At 73.5% G+C, this 19,572-nt stretch carries 23 protein-coding genes; 15 read left to right on the top strand and 8 right to left on the bottom strand.

The genetic code is table 11. The annotated features are described in order from the left end of the window. Nucleotides 1–18 precede the first annotated feature (18 nt). Nucleotides 19–789 carry a GH12 family glycosyl hydrolase domain-containing protein gene (locus tag ACQPYN_RS18920; RefSeq protein WP_433026025.1) on the top strand — a complete coding sequence of 257 codons (771 nt, stop codon included), beginning with the start codon at nucleotides 19–21 and terminating at the stop codon, nucleotides 787–789. Nucleotides 790–796: 7 nt separating this feature from the next. Here ACQPYN_RS18920 and ACQPYN_RS18915 read toward each other — a convergent pair whose 3' ends face one another. After that, on the bottom strand, nucleotides 797–1,195 hold the full coding sequence (locus ACQPYN_RS18915) for an RNA-binding S4 domain-containing protein (protein ID WP_433026022.1): 399 nt from the start codon (nucleotides 1,193–1,195) through the stop codon (nucleotides 797–799). A gap of 45 nt (nucleotides 1,196–1,240) precedes the next feature. Here ACQPYN_RS18915 and ACQPYN_RS18910 point away from each other — a divergent pair, with 45 nt between their 5' ends. Together ACQPYN_RS18910 and ACQPYN_RS18905 are read left to right on the top strand one after the other, a co-directional pair. After that, nucleotides 1,241–2,080 (top strand): LLM class F420-dependent oxidoreductase, encoded by an 840-nt coding sequence (locus ACQPYN_RS18910; protein WP_433026019.1) that lies wholly within the window; start codon nucleotides 1,241–1,243, stop codon nucleotides 2,078–2,080. A 1-nt stretch (nucleotide 2,081) separates the two neighbouring features. Further along, nucleotides 2,082–2,501 carry a TIGR03668 family PPOX class F420-dependent oxidoreductase gene (locus tag ACQPYN_RS18905; RefSeq protein ID WP_433026016.1) on the top strand — a complete coding sequence of 140 codons (420 nt, stop codon included), beginning with the start codon at nucleotides 2,082–2,084 and terminating at the stop codon, nucleotides 2,499–2,501. Here the strand turns inward: ACQPYN_RS18905 and ACQPYN_RS18900 are convergent. Next, nucleotides 2,470–3,339, bottom strand: a complete 870-nt coding sequence (locus tag ACQPYN_RS18900; RefSeq protein WP_433026013.1) for an NAD(P)H-binding protein — start codon at nucleotides 3,337–3,339, stop codon at nucleotides 2,470–2,472. The two genes, ACQPYN_RS18905 and ACQPYN_RS18900, sit on opposite strands and share 32 nt — an antisense overlap. A 53-nt stretch (nucleotides 3,340–3,392) precedes the next feature. Between ACQPYN_RS18900 and ACQPYN_RS18895 the strand changes: the two genes are divergently transcribed. Next, nucleotides 3,393–3,827: a MarR family winged helix-turn-helix transcriptional regulator gene (locus ACQPYN_RS18895; protein ID WP_433026010.1), complete on the top strand. Its 435-nt coding sequence runs from the start codon at nucleotides 3,393–3,395 to the stop codon at nucleotides 3,825–3,827. Nucleotides 3,828–3,831: 4 nt separating this feature from the next. Here ACQPYN_RS18895 and ACQPYN_RS18890 read toward each other — a convergent pair whose 3' ends face one another. Together ACQPYN_RS18890 and ACQPYN_RS18885 are read right to left on the bottom strand one after the other, a co-directional pair. Next, entirely contained in the window at nucleotides 3,832–4,758 is a 927-nt protein-coding gene (locus ACQPYN_RS18890; protein ID WP_433026007.1) for an alpha/beta hydrolase, read from the bottom strand. Nucleotides 4,759–4,845: 87 nt separating this feature from the next. Continuing rightward, the gene (locus ACQPYN_RS18885; RefSeq protein WP_433026004.1) at nucleotides 4,846–5,367 is read right to left on the bottom strand and encodes a hypothetical protein; all 522 of its coding nucleotides are present in this window, start codon (nucleotides 5,365–5,367) and stop codon (nucleotides 4,846–4,848) included. Nucleotides 5,368–5,517: 150 nt separating this feature from the next. On the opposite strand from ACQPYN_RS18885, the gene ACQPYN_RS18880 reads away from it, so the two are divergent. Continuing rightward, on the top strand, nucleotides 5,518–5,973 hold the full coding sequence (locus tag ACQPYN_RS18880; protein ID WP_433026001.1) for a pyridoxamine 5'-phosphate oxidase family protein: 456 nt from the start codon (nucleotides 5,518–5,520) through the stop codon (nucleotides 5,971–5,973). Nucleotides 5,974–5,978: 5 nt separating this feature from the next. Here the strand turns inward: ACQPYN_RS18880 and ACQPYN_RS18875 are convergent, their stop codons facing one another. Genes ACQPYN_RS18875 through ACQPYN_RS18865 form a run of 3 tightly spaced genes read right to left on the bottom strand, consistent with a single transcriptional unit; the run spans nucleotide 5,979 to nucleotide 7,520 of the window. Then, complete coding sequence (locus ACQPYN_RS18875; RefSeq protein WP_433025998.1) at nucleotides 5,979–6,656, bottom strand: MBL fold metallo-hydrolase; 678 nt, start codon at nucleotides 6,654–6,656, stop codon at nucleotides 5,979–5,981. A 35-nt stretch (nucleotides 6,657–6,691) separates the two neighbouring features. After that, nucleotides 6,692–6,919, bottom strand: a complete 228-nt coding sequence (locus tag ACQPYN_RS18870; protein WP_433025995.1) for a hypothetical protein — start codon at nucleotides 6,917–6,919, stop codon at nucleotides 6,692–6,694. A 28-nt stretch (nucleotides 6,920–6,947) separates the two neighbouring features. Continuing rightward, a complete protein-coding gene (locus ACQPYN_RS18865; protein WP_433025992.1) occupies nucleotides 6,948–7,520 on the bottom strand; it encodes a TIGR03086 family metal-binding protein in 573 nt (190 codons plus the stop codon). 19 nt (nucleotides 7,521–7,539) lie between these two features. Between ACQPYN_RS18865 and ACQPYN_RS18860 the strand changes: the two genes are divergently transcribed. From ACQPYN_RS18860 to ACQPYN_RS18835, 6 genes are all read left to right on the top strand, one after another. Further along, nucleotides 7,540–8,334, top strand: a complete 795-nt coding sequence (locus tag ACQPYN_RS18860; protein WP_433025989.1) for an AraC family transcriptional regulator — start codon at nucleotides 7,540–7,542, stop codon at nucleotides 8,332–8,334. A gap of 200 nt (nucleotides 8,335–8,534) precedes the next feature. After that, nucleotides 8,535–11,435 carry an excinuclease ABC subunit UvrA gene (gene uvrA / locus ACQPYN_RS18855; RefSeq protein ID WP_433025987.1) on the top strand — a complete coding sequence of 967 codons (2,901 nt, stop codon included), beginning with the start codon at nucleotides 8,535–8,537 and terminating at the stop codon, nucleotides 11,433–11,435. 292 nt (nucleotides 11,436–11,727) lie between these two features. Next, the gene (gene infC / locus ACQPYN_RS18850; RefSeq protein WP_328306723.1) at nucleotides 11,728–12,336 is read left to right on the top strand and encodes a translation initiation factor IF-3; all 609 of its coding nucleotides are present in this window, start codon (nucleotides 11,728–11,730) and stop codon (nucleotides 12,334–12,336) included. Between the two features lie 179 nt (nucleotides 12,337–12,515). Next, on the top strand, nucleotides 12,516–12,713 hold the full coding sequence (gene rpmI, locus ACQPYN_RS18845; protein ID WP_274190115.1) for a 50S ribosomal protein L35: 198 nt from the start codon (nucleotides 12,516–12,518) through the stop codon (nucleotides 12,711–12,713). A 91-nt stretch (nucleotides 12,714–12,804) separates the two neighbouring features. Further along, the gene (gene rplT, locus ACQPYN_RS18840) at nucleotides 12,805–13,194 is read left to right on the top strand and encodes a 50S ribosomal protein L20 (protein WP_433025984.1); all 390 of its coding nucleotides are present in this window, start codon (nucleotides 12,805–12,807) and stop codon (nucleotides 13,192–13,194) included. Beyond that, nucleotides 13,191–14,018 carry a TrmH family RNA methyltransferase gene (locus tag ACQPYN_RS18835; protein ID WP_433038957.1) on the top strand — a complete coding sequence of 276 codons (828 nt, stop codon included), beginning with the start codon at nucleotides 13,191–13,193 and terminating at the stop codon, nucleotides 14,016–14,018. The genes rplT and ACQPYN_RS18835 overlap by 4 nt, the downstream gene beginning before the upstream one ends. Before the next feature lie 24 nt (nucleotides 14,019–14,042). On the opposite strand, the gene ACQPYN_RS18830 is transcribed toward ACQPYN_RS18835, so the two are convergent. Then, nucleotides 14,043–14,585 carry an NADPH-dependent F420 reductase gene (locus tag ACQPYN_RS18830; protein ID WP_433025982.1) on the bottom strand — a complete coding sequence of 181 codons (543 nt, stop codon included), beginning with the start codon at nucleotides 14,583–14,585 and terminating at the stop codon, nucleotides 14,043–14,045. Between the two features lie 98 nt (nucleotides 14,586–14,683). Between ACQPYN_RS18830 and ACQPYN_RS18825 the strand changes: the two genes are divergently transcribed. The 4 genes from ACQPYN_RS18825 (at nucleotide 14,684) to ACQPYN_RS18810 (ending at nucleotide 19,520) form a co-directional block, all read left to right on the top strand. Then, nucleotides 14,684–15,175: a MarR family winged helix-turn-helix transcriptional regulator gene (locus ACQPYN_RS18825; RefSeq protein ID WP_433025979.1), complete on the top strand. Its 492-nt coding sequence runs from the start codon at nucleotides 14,684–14,686 to the stop codon at nucleotides 15,173–15,175. A gap of 85 nt (nucleotides 15,176–15,260) precedes the next feature. After that, nucleotides 15,261–16,328 (top strand): phenylalanine--tRNA ligase subunit alpha, encoded by a 1,068-nt coding sequence (gene pheS / locus ACQPYN_RS18820; RefSeq protein WP_433025976.1) that lies wholly within the window; start codon nucleotides 15,261–15,263, stop codon nucleotides 16,326–16,328. 63 nt (nucleotides 16,329–16,391) lie between these two features. Beyond that, a complete protein-coding gene (pheT, locus tag ACQPYN_RS18815) occupies nucleotides 16,392–18,923 on the top strand; it encodes a phenylalanine--tRNA ligase subunit beta (RefSeq protein WP_433025973.1) in 2,532 nt (843 codons plus the stop codon). A 27-nt stretch (nucleotides 18,924–18,950) separates the two neighbouring features. Beyond that, nucleotides 18,951–19,520 (top strand): TetR/AcrR family transcriptional regulator, encoded by a 570-nt coding sequence (locus ACQPYN_RS18810; RefSeq protein WP_433025970.1) that lies wholly within the window; start codon nucleotides 18,951–18,953, stop codon nucleotides 19,518–19,520. Nucleotides 19,521–19,572 lie beyond the last annotated feature (52 nt).

The raw sequence follows: 19,572 nt of genomic DNA, 5'->3' as shown, positions 1-19,572 counted from the left end.
CAGCGAGGATGGCGACGGATGAACGGTCGACGACGGGCGACGAGCGGGATGATCGTGGCGCTCCTGGCCGTGCTCTCGGTGCTGCTGGGCGCGAGCCCGGCCACCGCCACGACGCCCCGCGTCGAGGGGACCCGGGTCTGCGGCAAGACCGAGTCCACCCCGGTGGCCGGCGGGCGCTACGAGGCGCAGAACAACGTGTGGGGCGCCGACACCCCGCAGTGCATCACCGCGTTCGACACCGGCTTCGTCGTCGACCCGGCCGACCACCACAAGGAGAACGAGCCGGCGTCGTACCCGTCGATGGTCTGGGGCTGCAACTACGGCAACTGCACGAAGGACAGCCCGTTCCCGAAGCCGGTCTCGCAGCTCGCCGGGCTGCGCTCGTCCTGGTCGGTCGCGGTGCCGCCGACCGGCGACTACAACGTCTCCTACGACCTGTGGATGGACCCGACGCCGCGACGCACCGGGCGTCCGACCGGACTCGAGCTGATGGTCTGGCTGAAGAACACCCCGCGCGTGCAGCCGATCGGGGAGAAGAAGGCCGAGGTCAGCATCGGCGGCACCACCTGGGACGTCTGGCTCGGCGCCATCGACCTGCCGACGATCAGCTACGTGCGCCAGCAGCCGACGCTCGAGGTCACCGACCTCCCGCTCGACCAGTTCGTCGCCGACGCCCAGCGCCGGGGCGTCGCCAAGCCCGAGTGGTACATGACGAGCGTCCAGGCCGGCTTCGAGCCCTGGATCGGCGGCCGGGGCCTGACGACGAAGTCGTTCTCGGCGACGCTCTGAGCTCTGCTCACGCCTCGTCGGGGTCCGCACTGTGCGGCACAGTGCCCTCCCGCAGGGCGTCGATGAGCCGGCGGTCCCGCTTGGTCGGACGGCCCGCGCCGCGGTCGCGCACCGCGACCGGCGCGGGCCGTTCCTCGGGCGGCGGGGGCGGCGGGGTGTGGTCGACGTAGCAGGTCACGGCCACGGGGGCGCCGACGCGCTTCTCGATGACCCTGGTGACCTCGACGATCCGGGGGATCTCGTAGACCCGCGTGCGGATCGTGTCGCCCGGCTTCACGGCGGTGGCGGGCTTGGCCGGGGTGTCGTTGACGCGCACGTGCCCACCGCGGCAGGCCTCGGCCGCGTCGGCGCGGGTCTTGGTCAGCCGCACGGCCCACAGCCAGCGGTCGACGCGTGTGGACTCCATCCCCGCCCAGTGTGCCGTCCCCCGCGACGGGATAACTGAGGGGACGTGGACCACGGCATCATGATGTTCCCGACCGACTACGCCATCGACCCGGCCGCGCTGGCCAAGGAGGTGGAGGACCGGGGCTTCGACTCCCTCTGGTTCCCCGAGCACAGCCACATCCCGACCAGCCGGGAGTCGCCCTACCCGGGCGGCGGCGACCTGCCGCGGATGTACGCCCACACCTACGACCCTTTCGTCGCGCTCACCGCCGCCGCGTGCGCGACGACGACGCTCAAGCTCGCCACCGGCATCTGCCTGGTCATCGAGCGCGACACGATCAACACCGCCAAGGAGGTCGCGAGCCTCGACCGCCTGTCGGGAGGACGCTTCCTCTTCGGGATCGGCGGTGGCTGGAACCGCGAGGAGATGGCGGACCACGGCACCAACCCCAAGACCCGGATGCGCCTCATGGGCGAGCAGATCAAGGCCATGAAGGAGCTGTGGACGAAGGAGGAGGCGGAGTTCCACGGGGAGTTCGTGGACTTCGACCCGAGCTGGGCCTGGCCCAAGCCGGTGCAGGACCCGCACCCGCCGGTCTACATCGGCGGCATGGGCCCCGGCGTCGAGGACCGCGTCCTCGACTTCGGCGACGCCTGGCTGCCGCAGCGCGTCGGCCCCGACAACATCGGCCAGTTCGAGGAGCGGGCGAACGCGCTCCAGCAGCGCGCCGCCGACGCCGGCCGCGGCCGCATCCCGATGTCGCTGTTCGGCGCCGAGACCTCGTCCGAGGCCCTCGACGGCTACCGTCGCATCGGCCTCGACCGGGCCATCTACGGCGTCAGCTCGGCCGACCGCGACACCGTGCTCAAGGAGCTGGACGAGCTCGCGAAGCTCGTCGGCTGACGTGCCCACGCTCGACGTCGACGACGCGCGCCGCCGGTTCGCCGCGGCGCGCGTCGCGCGTCTGGCCACGGTCGCGGAGGACGGGCAGCCGCACCTCGTGCCCGTCGTGTTCGCGGTCGAGGGCGACACCGTCCTCATCGCCGTGGACGCCAAGCCCAAGCGCCACCGCGCGCTCAAGCGCCTGCGCAACATCGCCGACCACCCGGCCGTCGCGCTGCTCGCCGACCACTACGACGACGACTGGAGCGCCCTGTGGTGGGTGCGTGCCGACGGGGTCGCGACGGTCACCGACGACGCGGCGGTGCTCGCGCGGGCCCGCGAGGCGCTCGGCACCCGCTACCCCCAGCACCGCGAGGAGCCCCCCGAGGGGCCGGTGATCGTCGTCGAGGTCACGCGGTGGTCGGGGTGGTCGTGGAGCTGAAGTGCTCCCGGTGGCGACGCGCCCACTCGCGGAACGTCGCCGGCGGTCGCCCGACCACCCGCTCGACGGTGTCCAGCACCTCGGTGCCGTCCTCGGTATCGGTGGTACGGGCGAGGATCGCGTCGACGACGACCTCGGGGAACCCGCCCCGGATCATGCCCGCACGGACGTCCTCGAGCGGCGGCTCGACCGCCCGCAACGGCCGGCCCAGGAGCTCGCCGAGCACCGCCAGCTCGTCGACCGGACGGAGCGCCTCGGGGCCGGAGAGCTGGTACACCGCGCCCGGGGTGGCGGCCGTGAGCGCGACCGCGGCCACGGCGGCGACGTCCGCCGGGTCGACGGACGCCGCGGGCCGGCGGGCGAACGGGATCGTCACCTCGTCGCCGCGCCGGATCTGCGGGGCCCACTGGAGGGCGTTGGACATGAACCGGCCGGGACGCAGGAGCGTGGACGGCACCCCGCTGTCGACCACGGCCCGCTCGACCTCGCCCGCCCACTCGGCGACCGCGTCGTCGCCCTCCCCGCCGGAGTAGACCGACAGCAGGACGAGGTGCGACACCCCCGCCCGGACGGCCGCGGCGACCAGCGCCGGGACGTGGGTGGGCCGCGGCGCGCTGCCGACGGCCTGCGACGACATGAGGAACGCGCGCTCGGCGCCGGCGAAGACCGCGTCGAGGCCCGCGGGCTCGTCGGCGTCGCCCCGTACGACCTCGACACCGGCCGGCACCTCGAGGGTCTCCGGACGGCGGGTGACGGCGCGGACGGGTCGGCCCGCCGCCGCGAGCTGCGCGACGAGCTCACGACCGACGTGTCCGGTGGCCCCGCTGACGACGAGCATGGTCTCATCGTTAGATATCGAACGGTGCGATGTCAAAGGGTAGGTTCTGCGTCGTGCCCGGACCTCCGCCCGAGACGCCGATCGGGCTCGCGCTCACCGGCGCCGCCCGCGAGGTCGCGCGCGCGTTCGACGCCGCGCTCACCGCGGCGGGCGGGTCGCTGTCGACGTGGCTGGTGCTGCTCGCGCTGACGACGCGGACGACGGCGAGCCAGCGCGAGCTGGCCGCCGCCGTCGGCATCCGGGGCGCCACGCTGACCCACCACCTCCACGGGATGGAACGCGACGGCCTGGTGACCCGCGAGCGCGATCCCACCAACCGCCGCGTCCACCTCGTGGAGCTCACCGAGGAGGGCCGGGCGGCGTTCCGCCGGCTGCGGACGGTCGCCGCCGCCCACGACCGTCGGCTGCGCGACGGCCTCACCGAGGAGGATCTGGACGTCACCCGCCGGGTGCTCGCCCGCCTGCGGGCGAACGTCGCCGGGTCCTAGAGGGTCACCCGGTCTTCCCGACCCGCAGGTGCTCCACGAACCAGTCGCGGGCGGCGGCCGAGGTGATCTCGAAGCCCGGGCCCGTGTAGGCGTCGAAGTGCCCGCCCGGCGCGATCACGATCTTCTTCGGGTGCACGGCGGTCTCGTACGCCGCGGCCGCGAGCTCGCCGGCGATGAGCCGATCGTTCGGCGTCACCACCATCTGCACCGGCGTCGGGGAGATCAGCGGGAGGAACGCGCGCGGCTCGTAGCCCTGGAGAAGCTCGACCGACCGCAGCGTCACCTCGTTCCGCCAGGACGGGGCGCGGTCCCGCTGGGTGCGGGTGAACCACTCGTAGGAGTCGGGGGTCGGCAGGGCCGCCGGCGCCGTCGGGTCCTCGGTGACGACGGGCATCATCGCCGGCTCGCCGCCCCGGGCGCGCTCGAGACGATCGGCGGCGAAGGCCTCCCACGTCGGTCCCCACGCGTCGATGCGCACGAGCGACTCGAAGCCCCGACGGCCCGAGACGAGCGGCGCCTGCCCGGAGACCGCCTTCACGCGCCGGTCGATCGCACCGAGCACATAGACGTGCCCGCCCGAGTAGCTGGAGCCCCAGGCGCCGATCCGGTCGGCGTCGACGTCGTCGCGGCTCTGCGCGTAGGTGATCGCGTGCTGGTAGTCCCGGATCTGCTCCCAGGGGTCGATCTCCTGGCGCGGCTTGCCCGGTGCGGCGTCGGAGGCGCCGAACCCGCGGTTGTCGTAGACCACGCACGCCAGGCCCGCGGCGGCGAAGACCTCGGCGTAGTCGTCGAGGTGCTGCTCCTTGACCGCCGAGAAGCCGTGCGCCATCACCACGCAGGGATGGCCACCGTTCGCGTCCGCGGCGTCGGGTGCGTAGAACCACCCGCGCAGCGTCGCGCCCTCGGCGTCGAAAGAGATGTCTTCGCGCATCGTCGCTCCCAGAAGTCGTCGACCCTGACGACCCGAGCGTGGCCTGCCGAGGTGCGGCGCGGATACCGCTCCCGCGTCACGGTTCGGTCAGCGTGCGGCGAGGTCGATGCGGCACTCGGGCGCAGCGCCCGGCGCCACCGGGGCGACCGAGACGACCTCGAACGTGCCGGTCAGCGCCACGCCGCCACCGGCCGAGGCGGGTCGCGGCGCGAGGTGCTCGGCGTCGGCGCCCTCGACGGTGATGCGGGTCGTCGCAGGCCTGCCGTCGGCACCGGGGCAGCTGTAGGTGCGCAGGAGGATCGTCGCCGGCTGCGCCGCGGGGTCGCCGCCGCGCAGCGCCGCCTGGTCGATCTGGACGCCGAGCTCGGCCCGGCCGCCCGCGAGCGTGCCGCCGCGGAACGAGTCCGGGTACGACACGAGCGCGGCCACCAGCCCGCTCGCGTCGACGTCGTTGCGGACCGTGCGGGTGATGTCCTTGGTGAACAGGCCGCGGGTGACCCCGGTCAGCACGAGCACGGCGAGGACGACGATCACCACGAGGAGCGCCGCCAGCACCCCGACGACGATCCGTGTCCGCCCCCGCGGCGGCGAGCTCTCCTGCGTCGACATGGACGTCCCCCGATGGTTGTGCTCGACCTGTCAGCAGCACGATCGGAGCAGATCTACGGAACGTTAGCGAGCCGATACGCCGAACGAGTGGCGGTGGCCGACGGCCTCGGCGCATATCGCGGTGTCGGTGCCCGGTGCGATCCTCGGCGCATGGTGGCCTGGCAGGACGTCGAAGAGGCGGCGCCGCAGTTCGCGCAGCGGGTCCGCGCGCTGTTCGACGCCCACAAGCACAAGACCCTCGCGACCCTGCGGGCCGACGGCTCGCCGCGGATCTCGGGGATCGAGACGGTCTTCGACGACGGCCGGCTGACCTTCGGCTCCATGGCCGGCGCGCGCAAGGGCGCGGACCTGCGCCGGGACCCGCGCTTCGCCGTACACAGCGCGACGGTCGACCCCGTCGAGGGCGCCGAGGCGCAGTGGCCGGGCGAGGCCAAGATCGCCGGCCGGGCCCACCTCGCCGGGGCGATCACGGAGGGTCCGGACGGCGACCTCTTCCACGCCGACATCGACGAGGTCGTCCACACCCACCTCGACGAGCAGGCCACGCGCCTCGTCGTCGAGTGGTGGACGCCCGCGCACGGGCTCCGCAGGGTCGAGCGGGAGTAGCCCGCTCACCAGCCCCGTTCGCGCCACTCCGACAGGTGCGGGCGCTCGGTGCCCAGCGTCGTGTCGTCGCCGTGGCCCGGGTAGACGTGGGTGTCGTCGTCGAGGCGGCTGAACACCTTGTGCTCGAGGTCGTTCATCAGCGACTCGTGGTGCTCCAGGGTGGCCGTCTTGCCGTGGCCGCCGGGGAACAGCGAGTCGCCGGTGAAGAGGTGGGCGCTGCCGGCCGGGTCGCGGTAGAGCAGGGCGATCGAGCCGGGCGTGTGCCCGTCGAGGTGGATGATCTCGACGAACGAGTTGCCGAAGGACACGGTGTCGTCGTCGCCGACCATGCGGTCCGGCGTGACGGGCAGCTCCGGGGCGTCCTTCTCGTGCGCGTAGGTGCTCGGGTGCACGGCGCCGACGACGTCCTCGAGCGACTGGATGTGGTCCCAGTGCTTGTGGGTCGTCGCGAGGGCGGACAGCGTGTCCCGGGAGGCGACGGTGTCGACGGTGTCGAGCAGCCGGTCGGTCTCGTTCGCCGCGTCGATCAGCAGCGCCTGCCCGGTCGCCTTGTCGACCAGGACGTAGGCGTTGTTGTCCATCGGGCCGACCGACACCTTGGTGATCGACACGTCCTGGAGGTCGCGGCGCGCGGCGGGGCCGGCGGGCTCGACATGGCCGGTGTACTGGTCGAGGAGGTCCACGCCCGGAAGGATAGTGCCGACGGGGATGGGCGCGGTCAGGACCGCGCGGGCTTGTAGCCCGCCTTCCGCAGCGCGTCCGGGCTCAGCGTCTCGCCGCAGTGCTCGCACCGCGGCACCTCGTCCGACGCGACCACGACGGCGAGGTGGCCGGCACGGGTCGCGGCGCACTCGGCGCGGCGTGCGGCGCGGTCCGCGCCGACGTCCTCGCTCCACGCCTTCCGCGACCGCAACCGGGCCAGGTCCGCGGGGTCGATCTCGCTCATGGACACCATCCTGCCCCCGCCGGGGAGGTCAGGGCCGCCAGGACGGATCGCGGCCCGCCACGGCGACGACGCGGTCGAGCAGCGGCGCGTCGGGCGCGACGTCGACGGCGGGGCCGAACGCCCCCATCTGGCGACCCAGGGGCGTGAGCTGGGAGAGCGCCTCGTACGCCTCCTCGAGCAGCGCGTCGTCCCAGGTCACGGTCTCGCCGAGTCCGCGGGCGAGGTCCCAGCCGTGCAGCACGAGCTCGCAGAACGTCATCGTCCCGACGACCGCGGACGGCAGCTCGGAGCTCGTCATCGTCGTCGTGCCCTGCCAGGAGGCCGGGTCGCTCCAGACGGCGACGAGGTCGGCGCGGTCCTTGCCGAGCTCCGCGGTCCAGTCGCCCCCGAGCGTCGGCGAGCCGGGCTCGGGCGGCGCGCCGCGGCCGGCACCGGCGAGCACCGGTGTCCAGGTGAGCATGTGCTCGGCGAGGTCGCGGACGGTCCAGCCCTCGCAGGGCACGGGGGCGTCGAGGTGGTCGGCGGCCGCGGCGACGAGGGCCTCGTGCGGCGCGGCCGCGGCGACGACGAGGTGCGGGCGGGGCGTGAAGTCGGGGAACACGGCACGGGACGCTAGTGACGTGCCGGCGCCCGGTCATGGACGAACGCGACAACCCGACGAGCGGGACCCCCGCGAGCTCGGCGGGCACTGGCGCACGGCCCAGCGGATCGACGTGCAGGAGCCGGACGCGGAGCTCGCCCCGTGGGTGGAGCGGCTGTGGACGGCGTCCTGGGAGTACGCCGAGCCCTACGCCCAGAAGATCGTGCCGCTGCCGCAGGTGCACGTGTCGCTCATCGACGAGGGGCCGCCGCGCGTCGTCGGGCCGCGCAGCCGGCACATGGTGCGCGAGCTGGCCGGCCGCGGCTCGGTGGTGGGCGCCGCCTTCCGGCCCGGGGTGTTCCGGGCGCTCTCCGACGGGCCGGTGAGCGCCCTCGTCGACCGCGAGGTCGAGGTGCCCGACGTCCCGGCGCTCGCCTCCGAGCCTGCCTGGGACGGTGCGATGGCCGACTGGCTGCGCGCCCACCTGCCCGGCGAGGGCCCCGGACCCGCGGCGCGGGAGGCCGGCGAGCTCGTCGCCCGGGTCGCCGCCGACCCCACGATCGCGCGGGTCGACCGGCTCGCCGCGGCGGCGGGGCTGGGAATGCGCAGCCTCCAGCGCCTGTTCTCCGAGCACGTCGGGTTGGGTCCGAAGTGGGTCATCCGCCGGTACCGGCTGCAGGAGGTCGTCGACCGGTTGGAGGCGGGCACGCGGGTCGACTGGGCGGGCCTGGCCGCCGAGCTGGGGTACGCCGACCAGGCGCACCTCTCGCGCGATTTCGCGGATCTGTTCGGTGAACCGCCCACCTGGTACGCCCGGCGCTACCCGTCGCCCTGAGCCACACGGACGGTCCCCGCCCCCGGGACCGGTCGTCGCCTCGGGGGGCCACCCGGCCGAGCTCACCCGGCCACCGGCGGCCGTTGTCGGGGGTCCCTCTTAGCATGGAGAACGCCGGGGGAGAGGCAGCTGAACCAGACGTCCGCTCGGGCGTGTCCCCACCTCGGCGCGCTCTCACCGGAGACCAGGAGGCCCTGCACGTGGTCGATCGTCTCGTCGTTCAAGGCGCTCGTGAGCACAACCTCACGGGCGTCGATCTCGACCTGCCACGGGACAGCCTCGTCGTCTTCACCGGCCTCTCGGGGTCCGGGAAGTCCAGCCTCGCCTTCGACACGATCTTCGCCGAGGGCCAGCGGCGGTACGTCGAGTCGCTGTCCGCCTACGCGCGACAGTTCCTCGGGCAGATGGACAAGCCCGACGTCGACTTCATCGAGGGCCTCTCGCCGGCGGTGTCGATCGACCAGAAGTCCACGAGCCGCAACCCGCGCTCGACGGTCGGCACCATCACCGAGGTCTACGACTACCTGCGTCTGCTCTACGCCCGCGCCGGCACGCCCCACTGCCCGACGTGCGGCGAGATCATCTCGAAGCAGACGCCGCAGCAGATCGTCGACCAGGTGCTCGACATGGAGTCGGGCCGGCGTTTCCAGGTGCTCGCGCCGGTCATCCGCGGCCGCAAGGGCGAGTACGTCGACCTGTTCAGCCAGCTCCAGGGCCAGGGCTACTCCCGCGTGCTGGTCGACGGCACGGTCTATCCGCTGGCCGAGCCGCCGACGCTGAAGAAGCAGGAGAAGCACGACATCTCGGTCGTGGTCGACCGCCTGTCGGTGAAGTCGAGCGCCAAGCAGCGCCTCACCGACTCGGTCGAGACCGGGCTGCGTCTCGGCGAGGGCATCATCGTCCTCGAGTTCGTCGACCTCCCCGAGGACGACCCGGACCGCGAGCGCCGCTTCTCCGAGCGGATGGCCTGCCCGAACGGCCACCAGCTCCAGGTGGACGACCTCGAGCCCCGGGCCTTCTCGTTCAACTCGCCCTACGGCGCGTGCACCACGTGCACGGGCCTGGGCATCAAGAAGGAGGTCGACCCGGAGCTGCTGGTGCCCGACGACGAGCTCTCGCTCGCCGACGGCGCCATCGCGCCCTGGGCCATCGGCCAGTCCGCCGAGTACTTCACCCGGCTGCTCACCGCGCTCTCCGAGCAGGTCGGCTTCCGCATGGACGCACCGTGGCGCAAGCTCTCGGCGCGGGTGCAGAAGGCCGTGCTGCACGGCTCGGACGACCAGGTGCACGTGCGCTACCGCAACCGCTACGGCCGCGAGCGCTCGTACTACGCGTCGTTCGAGGGCGTCGTGCCGTTCCTCGAGCGCCGGCTCGACCAGGCCGAGTCCGACAGCGCCCGCGAGCGCTACGAGGGCTACATGCGCGACGTGCCGTGCCCGGCGTGTGGCGGGACGCGGCTCAAGCCGGAGATCCTCGCGGTGACGCTGCGGCACGAGACCCTGGGCGACCGCTCGATCGCCGAGGTCTGCGCGCTCTCGGTGGCCGACTGCGCCGAGTTCATGAAGGGCCTGCAGCTCGGCCACCGCGAGCAGGTCATCGCGGGTGCGGTGCTCAAGGAGATCGGCGCCCGCCTGGGCTTCCTGCTCGACGTCGGGCTCGACTACCTGTCGCTGGCCCGCGCGGCGGCGACGCTCTCCGGCGGCGAGGCGCAGCGCATCCGGCTCGCCACGCAGATCGGATCCGGCCTGGTCGGCGTGCTGTACGTGCTCGACGAGCCGTCGATCGGGCTGCACCAGCGCGACAACCGCCGGCTGATCGACACGCTGTCGCGGCTGCGCGACCTCGGCAACACCCTCATCGTCGTCGAGCACGACGAGGACACCGTGCGCGCCGCCGACTGGGTGGTCGACATCGGCCCGGGTGCGGGCGAGCACGGCGGGCGCGTCGTCTACTCCGGCCCGGTCGAGGGGCTCGAGCAGTGCCCCGAGTCGCTCACCGGCGCCTACCTCTCGCGCCGCGAGCAGATCCCTGTCCCGGAGATCCGCCGCCCGATCGACCGGTCGCGCCAGGTCGGCGTCGTCGGCGCCCGCGAGCACAACCTGCACGACGTCGACGTCGCGTTCCCGCTCGGCTGCCTCGTGTCGATCACCGGGGTCTCCGGGTCGGGCAAGTCGACGCTGGTCAACGACATCCTCGCGACGGTGCTGGCCAACAAGCTCAACAAGGCCCGCCAGGTCCCGGGCCGGCACACCCGCGTCACCGGGATCGAGCACCTCGACAAGCTGGTGCGCGTCGACCAGTCGCCGATCGGCCGCACGCCGCGGTCGAACCCCGCGACCTACACCGGCGTGTGGGACCACATGCGCAAGCTCTTCGCCGCCACCAACGAGGCGAAGGTCCGCGGCTACGGGCCCGGGCGGTTCTCGTTCAACGTCAAGGGCGGGCGCTGCGAGGCGTGCGCGGGCGACGGCACGATCAAGATCGAGATGAACTTCCTGCCCGACGTCTACGTGCCCTGCGAGGTCTGCAAGGGCGCGCGGTACAACCGCGAGACGCTCGAGGTGCACTACAAGGGCAAGAACGTGGCCGAGGTCCTCGACATGCCGATCGAGGAGGCCGCCGAGTTCTTCAAGCCCATCGGCGCGATCCACCGGCACCTGCAGACGCTCACCGAGGTCGGGCTGGGCTACGTCCGGCTCGGGCAGCCCGCCCCGACGCTCTCCGGCGGGGAGGCCCAGCGCGTGAAGCTGGCCTCCGAGCTCCAGAAGCGGTCGATGGGCCGGACGATCTACATCCTCGACGAGCCGACCACGGGCCTGCACTTCGAGGACATCCGCAAGCTGCTCGGCGTCATCAACGGCCTCGTCGACAAGGGCAACACCGTCCTCGTCATCGAGCACAACCTCGACGTCATCAAGGTCAGCGACTGGGTGGTCGACATGGGCCCCGAGGGCGGCAACAACGGCGGCACCGTCGTCGCCCAGGGCACCCCGGAGCAGGTCGCGGCCGTCGAGGGCAGCTACACCGGTCAGTTCCTGGCCGACCTCGTCGAGCCGGAGGTCGCGCCGGTGCGCCGCGCCCGCGCACGCAAGGCCGGCTGACCCGGCGCCGGCCCCCGCTGCCGGGGAACACCGCAGCGCAGTGGTACGTTGTGACCTGAGCGACCAGCTCGGTGGGTGTTCTGCGTCCACCGAGCGGCAAGTGGAGCCCCGGCTCCCACCCGTCCGCCGCACAGGCGAACGGGTTCCGGTCCGCCATCGTGGCACGTGAGTGTCGGGGTGGACGCGTCCCGAGACGGGACGCGGGATCGGTCGACCGTGGGCCCTGCAGCCACCTGACGTGGCGCGGGGCCCGACGTTCATCGGGGCTCCTCGCGCCAGGGTCGCAGAGACAGTGTCACGGACCCGAGGAGAGCTCATCAGCACAGAGACCCGCATCAACGAGCGCATCCGCGTTCCCGAGGTGCGACTGGTCGGCCCCAACGGGGAGCAGGTCGGGATCGTCCGTATCGAGGACGCCCTGCGCCTGGCCCGCGAGGCCGACCTCGACCTGGTCGAGGTGGCCGCCCAGGCCCGCCCGCCGGTCTGCAAGCTCATGGACTACGGCAAGTTCAAGTACGAGAGCGCGCAGAAGGCTCGCGAGTCGCGGCGCAACCAGCAGCAGACGGTGATCAAGGAGCAGAAGCTCCGGCCGAAGATCGACCCGCACGACTACGAGACGAAGAAGGGTCATGTGACCCGCTTCCTCGGGCAGGGTCACAAGGTCAAGGTCACGATCATGTTCCGTGGTCGCGAGCAGTCTCGCCCGGAGCTGGGCTTCCGTCTGCTCCAGCGTCTCGCCGAGGACGTGGGCGAGCTCGGCTACGTCGAGGCGACGCCGAAGCAGGACGGTCGCAACATGACCATGGTGCTCGCGCCGAACAAGAAGCCGCAGAAGGCGCCGCGCGCGAATCAGGAAGCCAACCAGGACGCCCAGGAGCCGGCCCCCGAGCCGGCGAGCTGAGCGGTCCGCACGACCGGCCGGACCCATCCCCGGGTGGGCGTCGGCCGGGATCCCGGGCGTCCGTACCGTCGTGAGAACCACGGTGCAGGCGTCGACCACCCCGGCAGGAGACGGAGCGCAGCGGAGCTCGGCCATCGACTCCGGAGCATCCCGATCCGCACGAGGAGCAAGGACAGGACATGCCGAAGAACAAGACGCACAGCGGCACCAAGAAGCGCATCAAGGTGACCGGCACCGGCAAGCTGCTGCGCGAGCGGGCGGGCAAGCGCCACCTGCTGGAGAAGAAGTCCAGCCACAAGACCCGCCAGCTCTCCGGCAACGACGTGGTCGCGCCGCAGGACACCGGGCGCATCCGGCGCATGCTCGGCAACAGCTGAGCCTCACCGGCGTCTGAGCCCCACCCGGCCCCGGCCGACCCACCCCGGACGGATCACCTCCGCTCCCTGATCAGATCGAAGGCAGGACCACGTGGCACGCGTGAAGCGCGCGGTCAACGCGCAGAAGAAGCGTCGCACCACCCTGGAGATGGCCAGCGGCTACCGCGGTCAACGCTCCCGGCTCTACCGCAAGGCCAAGGAGCAGACGCTCCACTCGCTGACGTACGCCTACCGCGACCGCAAGCAGCGCAAGGGCGACTTCCGGCAGCTGTGGATCACCCGCATCAACGCGGCGGCCCGCTCCAACGACATGACCTACAACCGGTTCATGCAGGGCCTCAAGCTCGCGGGCGTCGAGGTCGACCGCAAGAACCTCTCGGAGATCGCCATCTCCGACCCGGCCGCGTTCACCGCGCTGGTCGAGGTCGCCCGGGCGGCGGTCCCCAACGACAAGAACGCGAAGAACGAGGACGCCGCCTGAGCGAGCTCCTCACCGAACGCACGCCGCGCGTCGTCGCAGCCCGCAAGCTGCTGCGGCGCGCGGCGCGTGTCGAGGCCGGGCGTTTCCTCGTCGAGGGCCTGCGCCCCGTACGGGACGCGCTGGCCTGGGCCGAGGACGACCCCGGCCCTCGTGAGAACCGCAGGGTGCACGACCTCTTCCTCACCGACGCCGTGGCCGACCGCCACCCGGACCTCGCCGGGAGGGCCGACGCCGCCGGCGTGCGCGTCGCCCTCGTCACCGAGAAGGCCGCGGCCGCCCTCTCCGACACCGTCACGCCCCAGGGCGTCGCCGCGGTGTGCTCCACCGTCACCGTCGGGCTGGACGAGGCCCTCGCCGGCGACCCGCGGCTGGTCACGGTGCTGGTCGGCGTGGCCGACCCCGGCAACGCCGGCACGGTCGTGCGCACCAGCGACGCCGCGGGCGCGGACGCGGTGATCCTCGCCGGGGAGGCCGTGGACCCCCACAACGGCAAGTGCGTGCGGGCGAGCATGGGCAGCCTGTTCCACGTCCCCGTGGCGGTCCACCGCGACGTCGACGAGGTGCTCGACGCCCTGCGGGCCCGCGGTCTGACCGTGCTGGCGACCGCGGGCGACGGGGACACCGTGCTCGACGCGACCGCCGAGGACCTGCTCGCCGGGCCCACGGCCTGGCTGTTCGGCAGCGAGGCCCACGGGCTCGACGACGCCGTCGCCCGCGGCGCGGACCGTCGCGTCCGCGTCCCGATCCACGGCCGGGCCGAGAGCCTCAACCTCGCCACCGCTGCCGCGGTCTGCCTCTACGCGTCGGCGCGCGTCCAGCACTGACCAGCGGCGGAGGCCGGTCGGAGCTCAGAGCTCGCCGGGCGGCGCGAAGCGGTAGAAGACCCCGCCGGGCGGCGTGGCGGCGAGGAGCAGCCACACCGCGTCCTCGAAGGCGCGGGCCCGCGAGAGGTCGCCGACGCGGACGGGGTCGTAGCCGGCGTCGCGGATCAGGGTCTCGGTGACCTCGACGGCGCCGTCGTCGGCGACGTACCAGTTGCTCGGGCGCACCCGCTGCTCGCCGATGCGGTCGAACAGGCTCGCGTAGTTCATGTTGAAGCTCTTGGCCACCGGTCCGCCGGTGGAGGCCTGCACCTCCTCGGCGTTCGACGGGACGTCGCCGGGCCGGTCGCCGAAGACGTTCGTCGCGTCGATGGCGATCTTCCCGGCGAGGCCGGTGACCTTCCCGAGCGCCGGCGTGATCTGGTCGCCGGGCACGGCGACCAGGACGACGTCCGCGTCCGACGCGTCCCCGCCGTCCCGCCCGAGCTCCCCGACGTCGTGTCCCGCCGCGCGCCAGAGCCGGGCCAGCCCGCCGCCGATGTTCCCTCGCCCGATCGTCACGATCCTCATGTCGGTCTCCTCCGCCGCGCACTATCAGTAGTTCACGTGTGAACCAGAACGTACGTCCGGCGTGGTTCACACGTCAACCAATCGCTAGGCTGCGGGCCGTGGACGAGGTGCGGTGGTTGGACGAGCGCGAGCAGCGGGCCTGGCGCGCCCTGATGGTGATGCAGGACGGGCTCTCCGAGTTCCTCGACCGGCGGCTCCGCACGCGCTGCGGGCTCTCCGGGGCCGACTACGACGTCCTGGCCCACCTGTCGGAGGCGTCGGAGGGGCGGCTGCGGCCCTTCGAGCTCGGCCGGCTGCTGCGCTGGGAGAAGAGCCGCCTGTCCCAGCACCTCGGCCGCATGGAGAAGCGTGACCTGGTGACGCGCGAGCCGTGCGCCACCGACCAGCGCGGGGCGGTGGTCGCCCTCACCGAGCGGGGCCGGGTCCTGATCGAGGCCGCGGCCCCGCAGCACCTCGGGGACGTCCGGGAGGTCCTCGTCGACCACCTCTCGCCGGACGAGCTGGAGACCCTGGCGGCCATCGGCGACACCGTGCGCGCGCGGCTGGCGGCTCTCGGGCAGGCGTCGGGTCCGGCAGCCTCGGCGGGTTGATCCGGGAGGCGGTCGCCGAACGGGTTCGACCTGCTCCGATACCATCGGCGACGCACCCGAGAGCGGCAGGAGCGAGACCACCTCGATGTCCGGCACCAACGACCTCTACGACCCCAAGCAGGTCGCGGCGCTCGACCCCGAGACCCTCGACGCGGCACGCGCCGAGGCGAGCGCGGCGTTCGCCGGCGCGACGACGCTCGAGGCGTTGACGGCGCTCAAGCCCGCGCACCTCGGCGACCGCTCGCCGGTGCTCACCGCGCGCCGCGAGATCGGGGCGCTGCCCCCGCAGGCGCGCTCGGAGTCGGGCAAGCGCGTCAACGAGGTCCGGCAGGCGATCCAGACCGAGTACGAGCAGCGCCTCGCGGTGCTCTCCACCGAGCGCGACGAGCGGGTGCTGGCCGAGGAGGCCGTCGACGTCACCCTGCCCGGCGACCGGCATGCCCGCGGCAGCCGCCACCCGCTGACCCAGATCTCGGAGCGCGTCGCCGACATCTTCATCGGGATGGGCTACGAGGTGGCCGAGGGTCCCGAGGTCGAGTCGGAGTGGCTGAACTTCGACGCGCTGAACTTCCTGCCCGACCACCCGGCGCGCACGATGCAGGACACGTTCCACGTCGAGCCGCCCGAGGCCCGGCAGGTGCTGCGCACCCACACCTCACCGGTGCAGATCCGCACGCTGCTCGCGCGCGACCTGCCCGTCTACGTCGTGTGCCCCGGCCGGACGTTCCGCACCGACGAGCTCGACGCCACCCACACCCCCGTGTTCCATCAGGTCGAGGGGCTGGCCGTCGACGAGGGCATCACGATGGCCCACCTCAAGGGCACGCTCGACGCGTTCGCCCAGGCGATGTTCGGCCCGGAGTCGGTGACGCGCCTGCGCCCGTCGTACTTCCCGTTCACCGAGCCGTCGGCCGAGGTCGACGTCTGGTTCCCGGAGAAGCGCGGCGGCGCCGGCTGGGTCGAGTGGGGCGGCTGCGGCATGGTCGACCCGAACGTCCTGCGGGCCTGCGGCGTCGACGCCGAGAAGTACTCCGGCTTCGCGTTCGGCATGGGTCTCGAGCGCACCCTGCAGTTCCGCAACGGCCTGCCCGACATGCGGGACATGGTCGAGGGCGACGTGCGGTTCACCTCGGCCTTCGCGGTTGAACCGTGATCTTGGCTGAGCCCTGACGTCCAGCCCTCCCGCCACCCCCACCCACGGAAGGTCCTGACCGAAGTGCGCGTCCCCGTCTCCTGGCTCCTCGAGCACGTCCAGCTGCCCCCGGACGGTGCTCCGCTGACGGCCGACGCCGTCGGCGAGGCGCTGATCCGGGTCGGGCTCGAGGTCGAGGACGTCCTCCCGATCCCCGCCACCACGGGCCCGCTGGTCGTCGGTCGCGTCGCCTCGATCGAGGAGCTCACGGAGTTCAAGAAGCCGATCCGCTACTGCCGGGTCGACGTGGGGCCCGAGCACAACGACACCGAGGGCGACGGCGCGGGCACCCGCGGCATCGTCTGCGGGGCCACCAACTTCGTCGAGGGCGACCTCGTCGTGGCCGCGCTCCCCGGCGCCGTGCTGCCCGGCGACTTCGCGATCGCGGCCCGCAAGACCTACGGCCACGTCTCCGACGGCATGATCTGCGCGCTCGACGAGCTGGGCCTCGGTGACGACCACAGCGGCATCCTCGTGCTCCCGCCCGGCACCGCCGACCCGGGCGACGACGGCGCGACGCTGCTGGGGCTGGACGACGCGGTCCTCGACATCGCCGTGACGCCCGACCGCGGCTACGCGCTCTCGGTGCGCGGGGTCGCCCGGGAGCTCGCGTGCGCGCTCGACGTGCCCTACGGCGACCCGGCCCTCATGGGCTTCGAGCTGCCGGCCCCCGAGGGCGACGCCTGGCCCGTGCACCTGGACCCCGCGTCCGGCTGCCGTCGCTTCGTCGCCCGCCGGGTCACCGACCTCGACCCCACCGCCCCGTCGCCGTGGTGGCTACGCCGTCGCCTGCTGCTGTGCGGGGTGCGCCCGATCTCGCTGGCCGTCGACGTCACCAACTACGTGATGCTCGAGCTCGGCCAGCCGATGCATGCCTACGACGCGACGAGGCTCAGCGGCGACATCGTGGTCCGCCGCGCCGGCGCCGATGAGAAGATCACGACCCTTGACGACGCCCAGCGCGCGCTCGACCCCGACGACGTCCTCGTCACCGACGACTCCGGCCCGATCGGGCTCGCCGGGATCATGGGCGGTGCCAGCACCGAGGTCGGGCCGGAGACCGCCGACGTCCTGCTCGAGGCCGCGACCTGGGACGCGCCGTCCGTGGCCCGCGCCGCGCGACGCCACCGCCTGCCCAGCGAGGCGGCTCGCCGCTTCGAGCGCGAGGTCGACCCCGCGGTCGCCCGGGCGGCCACCGACCGCGCCGCCTGGCTGCTCGCGAACTACGGCGGCGCCACGGTGTCGGCCGGCGTCACCGACGAGGGTGGGGTGCCGACGCCCGCGCCCGTGCTCATGGCCCTCGACCTGCCCGATCGCGTCGCCGGCACCCGCTACGAGCGGGGCGCGGTGGTGCGGCGGCTGAGCCAGATCGGCTGCGCCGTCGAGGTCGCCGGCGCCGACCCCGGGGGCAGCGGCGAAGCCGGCGTGCGCGCCACCCCGCCGACCTGGCGCCCCGACCTCACCCGCCCCGCCGACCTCGTCGAGGAGGTCCTGCGCCTCGAGGGCTACGCGGGCATCCCCTCGGAGCTGCCGGCCGCGCGGCCCGGCACCGGTCTGACGCTCGGGCAGCGCCGCCGGCGCCAGGTGTCGCGGGCGCTGGCCGACGCCGGGTACGACGAGGTGCTGCCGTCGCCGTTCGTCGCGCCGTCGGTGTTCGACGCGCTCGGTCTCGACGCCGACGACCCGCGCCGCCGCGCGCTGCGCCTGGCGAACCCGCTCGACGCCGACCGCGCGCTCATGGCCACGACGCTGCTGCCCGGTCTGCTCGACGCCGTGGTCCGCAACGTCTCGCGCGGTCTGCGGGACCTCGCGCTCTACCAGATCGGCCAGGTCGTGCGGCCCGGCGCCGACGGCCCGACCGAGGCCCCGGTGCTGCCGGTGGACGCCCGGCCCGACGACGCGGCGTTCGCGACCGTGCTCGAGGGCCTGCCCGACCAGCCGCTGCGGGTGGGCGCGGTGCTCGCCGGGGCGTGGGACCGGGCCGGCTGGTGGGGTCCCGGGCGCCCCGCGGACTGGGCGGACGCGATCGAGGCGGCGCGCCTGGTCGGCCAGGTGTACGGCGCCGAGCTGACCGTGACCTCCGACCGGCACGCGCCCTGGCACCCCGGACGATGCGCGGCGCTGCACCTGCCCGACGGCACCCTCGTGGGCCACGCGGGCGAGCTGCACCCGAAGGTGCTCGAGACCCTCGGGCTGCCCGCGCGCACCTGCGCGATGGAGCTCGAGCTCGACCGGCTCCCGCTGGTCGAGGCGCGCCCGTCGCCGGCGGTGTCGCCGTTCCCGCCGGTGCTGCTCGACGTCGCGCTCGTGCTCGACGCGGCCGTCCCGTCCGACGCGGTGGTCACGGCCCTGCGCGACGGCGGCGGCGACCTCGTCGAGGACGTGCGGCTCTTCGACGTCTACACGGGCCCGCAGGTGGGCGAGGGGAACCGCTCGCTCGCCTTCGCCCTGCGCCTGCGCGCCCCGGACCGGACGCTGACCCTCGAGGAGGCGTCCGCCCGCCGCGACGCCGCCGTCGAGACCGCTGCCGAGCGCCACGGGGCGCGTCTGCGCTGACGCGTCCGGGCGCAGCGCACAGCAGCCATGGCGGCCACCGGGGGCGGCGACCACCGCGCGGAGATCGTGCGGGTGGCGACGGCCACGATCGCCCGCGACGGCCTCCCGGCGCTGCGCGTGCGGGCGGTGGCGCGCGAGGTCGGCGTCAGCCACGCGACCCTGCACTACTACTTCCCGACGAAGGCCGACCTCGTCGCCGCGGTGCTCCACGGCCTGATCTACGAGGGCATCGCCGTCCCGCTGGTCGAGCGCTCCTCCGCGACGACGGCCCTCGACGAGCTGCGTGGTGTCCTGCACGGGGTGGTCGCGGGCTACGGCGACGACGCGCGCACGGCGGCCATGCTGGAGCTGCTGCGCCACGGCGACGCGGAGGAGGTCGTCGCCTCCCTCGGGCGATACATGGACCGGTGGCGGGGCTATCTCGTCGGTCTCGTGGCGCGGGGGCGGGCGGCGGGGGAGCTGCGCGCCGACCTCGACCCCGACGCCACGGCCGGGCTGATCATGGAGTTCTGCCTCGGCGCCCAGACCCGCGCGCCCCTGCCGGACGGCCTCGCCGCCGCCGGCGTCGAGCAGCTGGTCTCCCTGCTCAGCGTCTGAACGGCGCCGCTCAGATGTCAGCGGCGTGGCGCCGCGGACGTCGGACGTCCGT

This window comes from Actinomycetospora sp. CA-053990 (assembly GCF_050948445.1).
Taxonomy (GTDB): domain Bacteria; phylum Actinomycetota; class Actinomycetes; order Mycobacteriales; family Pseudonocardiaceae; genus Actinomycetospora; species Actinomycetospora callitridis.
This window is presented reverse-complemented; position numbering and strand designations above follow the sequence as displayed.

Excerpts from the sequence above, each read along its gene's own strand:
- ACQPYN_RS18810 (WP_433025970.1), top strand. The coding sequence starts at position 18,951 with ATGGCGGCCACCGGGGGCGGCGACCACCGCGCGGAGATCGTGCGGGTG.
- rpmI (WP_274190115.1), top strand. The coding sequence starts at position 12,516 with ATGCCGAAGAACAAGACGCACAGCGGCACCAAGAAGCGCATCAAGGTG.
- ACQPYN_RS18885 (WP_433026004.1), bottom strand. The coding sequence starts at position 5,367 with ATGTCGACGCAGGAGAGCTCGCCGCCGCGGGGGCGGACACGGATCGTC.
- ACQPYN_RS18920 (WP_433026025.1), top strand. The coding sequence starts at position 19 with ATGAACGGTCGACGACGGGCGACGAGCGGGATGATCGTGGCGCTCCTG.
- ACQPYN_RS18830 (WP_433025982.1), bottom strand. The coding sequence starts at position 14,585 with ATGAGGATCGTGACGATCGGGCGAGGGAACATCGGCGGCGGGCTGGCC.
- pheS (WP_433025976.1), top strand. The coding sequence starts at position 15,261 with ATGTCCGGCACCAACGACCTCTACGACCCCAAGCAGGTCGCGGCGCTC.
- ACQPYN_RS18915 (WP_433026022.1), bottom strand. The coding sequence starts at position 1,195 with ATGGAGTCCACACGCGTCGACCGCTGGCTGTGGGCCGTGCGGCTGACC.
- ACQPYN_RS18870 (WP_433025995.1), bottom strand. The coding sequence starts at position 6,919 with ATGAGCGAGATCGACCCCGCGGACCTGGCCCGGTTGCGGTCGCGGAAG.
- ACQPYN_RS18890 (WP_433026007.1), bottom strand. The coding sequence starts at position 4,758 with ATGCGCGAAGACATCTCTTTCGACGCCGAGGGCGCGACGCTGCGCGGG.
- ACQPYN_RS18900 (WP_433026013.1), bottom strand. The coding sequence starts at position 3,339 with ATGCTCGTCGTCAGCGGGGCCACCGGACACGTCGGTCGTGAGCTCGTC.
- ACQPYN_RS18880 (WP_433026001.1), top strand. The coding sequence starts at position 5,518 with ATGGTGGCCTGGCAGGACGTCGAAGAGGCGGCGCCGCAGTTCGCGCAG.